This is a genomic window from Bacillus sp. JJ722 (genome assembly GCF_036963345.1).
GTDB lineage: Bacteria > Bacillota > Bacilli > Bacillales > DSM-1321 > Bacillus_AD.
Window position 1 is genome coordinate 1 of record NZ_JBALMO010000017.1, and the last position, 6,853, is coordinate 6,853.

The 6,853-nt window shown below is 36.7% G+C and carries 4 protein-coding genes; 1 reads left to right on the plus strand and 3 read right to left on the minus strand.

What is annotated here, in order from left to right:
• Nucleotides 1-249: 249 nt before the first annotated feature.
• Nucleotides 250-1,773 carry a murein biosynthesis integral membrane protein MurJ gene (gene murJ, locus V7014_RS02575; protein WP_335503883.1) on the plus strand — a complete coding sequence of 508 codons (1,524 nt, stop codon included), beginning with the start codon at nt 250-252 and terminating at the stop codon, nt 1,771-1,773.
• Nucleotides 1,774-1,925: 152 nt separating this feature from the next.
• On the opposite strand, the gene V7014_RS27150 is transcribed toward murJ, so the two are convergent.
• The 3 genes from V7014_RS27150 to V7014_RS02595 form a co-directional block, all read right to left on the minus strand.
• Nucleotides 1,926-2,924, minus strand: coding sequence for an S-layer homology domain-containing protein (locus V7014_RS27150; protein ID WP_438824853.1), 999 nt, complete (start codon nt 2,922-2,924; stop codon nt 1,926-1,928).
• A 193-nt stretch (nt 2,925-3,117) separates the two neighbouring features.
• Complete coding sequence (locus V7014_RS02590) at nt 3,118-4,599, minus strand: N-acetylglucosaminidase (RefSeq protein WP_335503885.1); 1,482 nt, start codon at nt 4,597-4,599, stop codon at nt 3,118-3,120.
• Between the two features lie 41 nt (nt 4,600-4,640).
• Complete coding sequence (locus tag V7014_RS02595) at nt 4,641-6,659, minus strand: S-layer homology domain-containing protein (protein WP_335503887.1); 2,019 nt, start codon at nt 6,657-6,659, stop codon at nt 4,641-4,643.
• Nucleotides 6,660-6,853: the final 194 nt, after the last annotated feature.

A 6,853-nucleotide genomic window follows, 5' to 3' on the forward strand; every position in this document is an offset into this window, starting at 1 on the left:
GCGCTGGAGCTAGACACTAAGAAAAGCGGAAGCGCCCGTTTAGCTCCGTATGAACTGGAGCCCACCGACTGAGATATAGGAAACACGAAGAGCTGATAAGCGATTCGATGTTGACTTATCGTAGGGAGGTTGGTGAAGTTCACTAGGAGCTGGGTGCTGGAGCTAGACACCGCAAAATTATATACTTTCGTATTTTTATTAAGAAAAGCGGATTTGCGCTAGATAATTAGAAAAGAGGTGCCATGGCACTTGTCCACATTAAAAAAAACCGCCATTTGGATTACTCTATTATCCCTTTTGCTTAAAGCTTCAGGTTTCATCCGTGAAAGTATTGTCTCTAAACAATTCGGGGTAAGTGAAGCAACCGATGGTTACGTATACGCTTTTTCTCTTATAACACTTGTTGTAGCTATGATAGCTGGTGGCTTTAATAATGTTTTCCTGCCGATGTATGTAAAGGAGAAGAAAGAAAAACCCGAAGCGGCTGAAAAGAATGCGAACGGTATTATGAACGCTACAGTTTTACTGTTCCTTACTATTTCTGTGTTTGGATTCTTCTTGATTCCATATATTCTGCCGTTTATAACACCCAATAATATTAGCCCTGAAGCAGAGCATGTTGCGATTAAAACGATGCAGATTTTCTTTATCGCGATGAGTGCTGTGGCACTAAACGGTATCCTTGAATCATATTTACAAGGCAGACGAATCTTCGTCCCAGCTCAAATTTCTAAGATTTCAGCTACTTTAATGGGAGCTGTCTTTGCACTCTTGTTCTCAAGCATGTGGGGCATTTATAGCTTAGCTTACGGTTTTGTATTCGGAACTATTCTTGGTATAATCGTACAGTTTGTCTACTTACTAAAAAGTGGATTCCGCTGGTCACCTAGCTTAAAGGTGGAAAGTGAGTTTCAGAAGGCTTTCCTTGTACTAATTATACCGTCATTACTGAATTCAGTTGTTGGTCAAATCAATATGTTCGTTAACAAAACATTTGCACTTGGCACGACTGATGGCGGGGCAACATATTTGGATAAAGCCTCTCTATTAGTGAGTATTCCAAATACTATTTATGCTACGACAATCGTAGCCATCATCTTCACTTTACTATCTGAACAAGTGGATGATAAGAAGAAGTTTCAAGAAACCATGCATACAGGTATGCAAATATCACTTGTCACACTATTACCAATGGCAGTCGGGTTACTCTTAGTCGGAAAAGAAGCAATCTCCTTCATTTATGAACGAGGTGCCTTCACACCTGAAGATACAGAAAAAACTTACACAGCACTTGTCTTGTATTTACCGATGATTGTTGCCCAAGGCTTACAGTTCATCGTATCCAAATCAATGTACGCTCGTGGAAAGACGGCAACTGTATTTAAGATTAGTGCAACAACCGTTATTTTGAACTTCATTATTAACTGGTTAATTGTTGACTCTTTAGGCTATCCTGGTTTAGCTGTTACAAGCTCACTTGTAGCCATTTATTTCTTAATCGTTTCAACGATCATTATGTATCGTGATTTTGATAAGAGCGAATCAAAACGCTTAATTGGAATGTTCATTCGTGTCATTCCACCAACATTGCTAATGGCATTGCCAATCTACGCAATCAAACATTACACACCACTAGGTAATTGGCCAGACCTTGTCCAATTAATGCTATTTGGCGGACTAGGTGCTGCTATTTATATGGTTGGTTTAAAAATATTCTACAAAGAAGCTTTCACACGCTTACTTTCACTTGTAAGAAGAAAGAAAAACGCATAAATGAAAAGCCATCGTTGTTATAACGATGGCTTTTTCCATTTATTCAGCGACTTTTTTATTTAATCCGTCCACTTTTCGAATTAATCCCGCCACTTTTCCGATTAATCCAGCGACTTCATCACTTTATCCGGCCACTTTCCCGATTAATCAGGTTACTTCCCAATAAACTGCTGTGTCCAGTAGTTCGAAGCTCCATAATGACCTACACCAATATGAGTGAAGTTCGGGCTTAGAATATTTTTTCGATGTCCGTCACTATTCATCCAGCTTTTCATCACTTGTTCTGGTGTTTTTTGACCTTGGGCAATATTTTCACCTGCATAGCTATACGAGATACCAAACTTCTTTAGCATATTATCTAGTGATCCGTAAGTTGGGCTATAATGATCGAAATAGTTTTTATCATTCATATCTTGTGATTTTAAACGAGCGACTTTACTTAAATTCGTATCAAGAATTAGTGGCTTTAAGCCTACTTTTGCACGCTCTTTATTCACTAAATCTACTACCTGCTTTTCATAATTACTAACAGCTGCAGGAGGCGTTTTTCCTGAAGTTTTTAACAAGCGGTTAATAAATGCTGCGGCATGTTCGCGAGTAGCATTTTCTGTTGGTTTAAACAAAATGCCACCTTTTGCTTCATATCCTTTAATAATGTTATGGCCGATCATACTGTAGATGGCTTTCTTTGTTACTGATGATTTTACTTTGTTTATATCTAGTACTTTAACGGATGTGCTCTTTGGTTGAACACCTAGATAGTTTAACGCATTATTAATCATCAGAGCCATTTGCTCGCGAGTGATTAAACTATTAGGTGAAAAAGTAGTATTTGAAACTCCTTGGACGATGTTTGCTTTAGCAGCAGCATTAATCCCTGGAGCTAGCTTTGAATTTACATTCACATCTTTAAATTTATGTTCTCCTTTTGGTAGGTTAAGAGCTCGAGAAATAAATGTCGCAAATTCCCCTCTCGTTACCTTACCATATGGCTTATATGTTCCATCTGCGTAACCTGTAATTACTCCCATGTCCACCATTGCCTGCATTTCAGCACTAATTGTTTCATTAGAAGCTGCAGACGTTGGGGTTACTGAAATAAGTGAAAGCATTAATATGAAGCTTAATAGCAATGTTGTAAATTTCTTCACGCCGTTCTCCTATCTATACGTAATAATTTTTCATGAATCATTTCTATTAAACTATTAGTAGATTAATAGAGGAATTCCTGATCAGCTTAAATGGTACCACTACTTCTAACGCATTAACATTTCATTTCCATTAAATAATATTACAGTCACACAACATAAAAAGACGCGTGTAACATAACACGCGCCCTTTCGTTTATTTAGCAATTGGAAGTTGTTTTATTAAATCGCTAATTTCATCTCTACTGGCAACATAGCCATAAGGAGTATCGAGACGATCGGAAACAATCTTATACCACGTATAGTCTGGTTTTACTTCTTTTGATAGTGTCGCTAAGATAATGCCTACTTTATCTTTTCCATAACGATAAATTCTATTGTCATTAATCTCAGGCGTTGAACGTACATTTAAACCACGAGTAGAGACGATCTGATACATCACATACGGACTTTTATTCTTTATGAAATCTTTACCGCCCATTTCTTTATCTAATATATACAGATGTCCGGCAATTTTTTGGCCCCAATATTGATCAGAGGCATAACGAACATTCACACCTCGATACTTATTACCTAAATGGCTTCCATTCGCATAGCCACCATCAGCTGGAATGTAGTGCCTATTTAAAACCGACTTTACTAATGCATTAACGCTATCTTGAACCGTCTTATATTTCTGACCACCCATTAAAGGATTTTCATCGTAAACACCAATTCCAAAAAGGTTGTTATCCTTCTGCGCTTTTCCACTCATACCATAATTACTTTCATGAATGGCTTGAGCTAGAATCATTAAAGCGTTGACTCTATATTCTTTTTCAACGTTCTTTAATGTTTTTCCAAGACCGATTAATTTGCTCTTCTTCGAAGCATTTAAATAGGTTGTATTCTTCTTTGCTTTAGATTCTGCTTCTTTTGCTTTTAATTGCTTCATTATAATCGCGTCTAGTTCGGCTGCGCTATAATTCGTGACAGTTCGAAAAGGTAATATATTAAAATATTGATAGAATGGACCTACCTTCTTTCCATCTTTCTTCGATGTGAAGTTAATTCCATCCCAGCTTGTATAATTACCTGGTTTTACAGCCACCGGCGCTTTCCCATAAAAATATGACTCTTGCGTCTTATTAATATGGTTATATACGACATGAGTAATATTTCTTTGTGGATCTATTTGGTAATAAGATGATTTACCATTCATCATAACCATCGGTAATAAATAGGCTTCATTGTGGCTCACATAGCCTTCTTGACCAGCATACTTAATCTTGATGCTCTTATCGTCGGAGCTTACATATTCCAGTTCATTGCCGTACGCTACTCCAGTTATATGTCTATTCTTAACTAGGTTTACATTTGGATAAATGTGGGTGATACTACCTTTATTCGGAGACTTCGCAACAACGATTCCATTGTACATTTTGATAATTTTGTTTTTATACAAAATGACTAGGTTATTCTTTCTTTGAAAATTCTTATTTGCCTCTGCAAAGGTTGCATACGTTTTCTGTACTTTCTTTTCACCTTTTGCATTAATTGTGGCAATCGCATATGGTTTTTGACTATTGGTAGCTGCTCTTGATGCATTTGACTCAGATTGTGATTGAGCTAGTGTATTCACATTTGGCAGAAGGAACAACATACTAAATACAACCATTAAAGCAACAAGTTTCTTCATAATTGTTTACAATCAGACCTTTCTTGATTGACAATTCCCTACTATTTAGCGATTGGTAATTGTCGTGCATATTTAGAGACTACGTAACCATATAAATCTTCATTACTATCAGAAAGAATTTGATACCACGTATAGTCGGCTCTCTCTTCTTTTGAAGTAACGGCAAAAACATACCCTTCCTTTGCGTATGTATATATCTTACCGGAATTTACCACTTCTGGTGAAGCATAAACAGTTAACCCGGCTGTAGATTCATACAATTGGTATGGCGTTGCGTTATTTTCAAAATCTTTTCCGCCCATTTCTTTATCTAGCATATACATGGTTCCTGATATTTTTTGTCCCCAGTTTGGATCTGTTGCATAGCGTACATTAACTCCTCTTGCCTTATTTCCAAGGATGCCGCTATTTGCATACGCACCATTTACCGGTATATAATTCTTGTTTAAATATTGATTAACTAACTCAGCTACACAATCACGAATAGTCTTGAAGGATGTACCCGCTCCTGGATTGCTATCATATACTTTAATACCGAAAAGATTATTCTTCTTTTGCGCATTAGTACTCATTCCATAATCACTTTCAATAATAGCTTTTGATACTACCATGAACGCATTGATTTTATGATGTTTCTCGAAATCTTTTGCTATTTTTCCTAAACCTATTAATTTACTTTTTTTCGTTGCATCTTTATATCGTGCATAGGACTTCGGATTTTTCTTATACAAAGATTCTATGTACTGTAATTTCTTCATAATGATCGCTTCAAGCTCAGCTTCACTATAATTAGTTGTTGTACGATATGGTAGTACATTGAAATATTGATAGAATGTCCCCACCGAAGTACCATCTTCTCTTACAAACGTTGCCCCATCCCAGCTATAGTATTTTTCATTTGTCTGTAAGGCTGCCGGTGCTTTTCCATAAGTATATGAAGCGGATTGTTTTGAAACTGGATTATAAATAAAATGCTTTAGATTTCTTTGTGCATCCACTGTATAGTAAGATCGTTTTTCAATTGCAACCTTAGGTTGTAAATAAGCATCGCTATGCTTTACGTACCCCACTTGTCCAGCTACTTTAACCGTGATTTTCGTTTCATCAGAAGTAACGTACTCCATTTCACTTCCATACATAACTCCGAGTTTCAACGTCTTTAAATTAGATTCATACACATTCGTAGCAGACCCAGCTTTAGAAGCTTTCGCTACTACAATACCGCTATTCATCTTGATGATTTTATTGTTATGTAATAGTACTTGATTCGCTTCATTTGGGAAAGCTGCACTAGCTTCTTGAAACGATTTATATGTTTTCTCATTTGGTGTTATAGTACCCTTTTGATCAATTGTCCCGATCGCAAATGGATACTTTTCAGTAGGAGGATCTACCACTGGGGGTTCAGGCTCTACTGGATCTACTGGATTTGTCGGTTTCTCCCCTTCCGGTATTACAACTGATGGATTTTCCTTCTCATTTACCTCTAACATACGGTACATAAAAGCTGCCGCATGTTCACGTGTTGCGTTATCAGTGGGATTAAATTTTAAACCCTCCGGAGTTGGTGAGCCTAGAATTATTTGATGACCTACCATATTTGAAACGGCTGCTGTCGCCTTAATTAAATGACGATCAACAAAATTTAATTCGCCTGATTTCTTATCGATTTTAAGATAACTTAAAGATCGATCAATCATAACCGCCATCTGTTCACGCGTTATTAAATCATTGGGACCAAATTTAGTAGGCGTATACCCTGAAATAAGACCGGCACTAGCAGCTGCATTAATACCAAATGCTAACGTGGAATTCTTCGGCACATCATCAAAGCGATGCTCTCCCTCTGGAAGTTTAAGTGCCCTAGTAAGAAATGTTGCAAATTGACCACGATTTACGTAATCTTTTGGTGCCAAATCACCATTTGGGTAACCTGTAATAATCCCTTGATCCACCATGGCCTGCATTTCTTTTTGCAATGAACTAGCAGAAGCATGAGAAATCGGCAGTAATGACACGATTAATATAAAACTTAGAAGTATAGAAACTAGCTTTTTCATAGAGAGCTCCTTTCGATAAATTATAGGAAACTACGCTCTTTCTCTCTTTCTATCGGCACATTTCTCGCAAATTTCTACATATAGTGCTATATAATTTCTAATATATTAAAAAAATATGGATTTTTCTAGCATTTAACCCATATATTATATTAATAATCCATTAGTCATATTACTTTTATCTAGTATTTATATAG

Excerpts from the sequence above, each read along its gene's own strand:
- V7014_RS02590 (WP_335503885.1), bottom strand. The coding sequence starts at position 4,599 with ATGAAGAAACTTGTTGCTTTAATGGTTGTATTTAGTATGTTGTTCCTT.
- V7014_RS02595 (WP_335503887.1), bottom strand. The coding sequence starts at position 6,659 with ATGAAAAAGCTAGTTTCTATACTTCTAAGTTTTATATTAATCGTGTCA.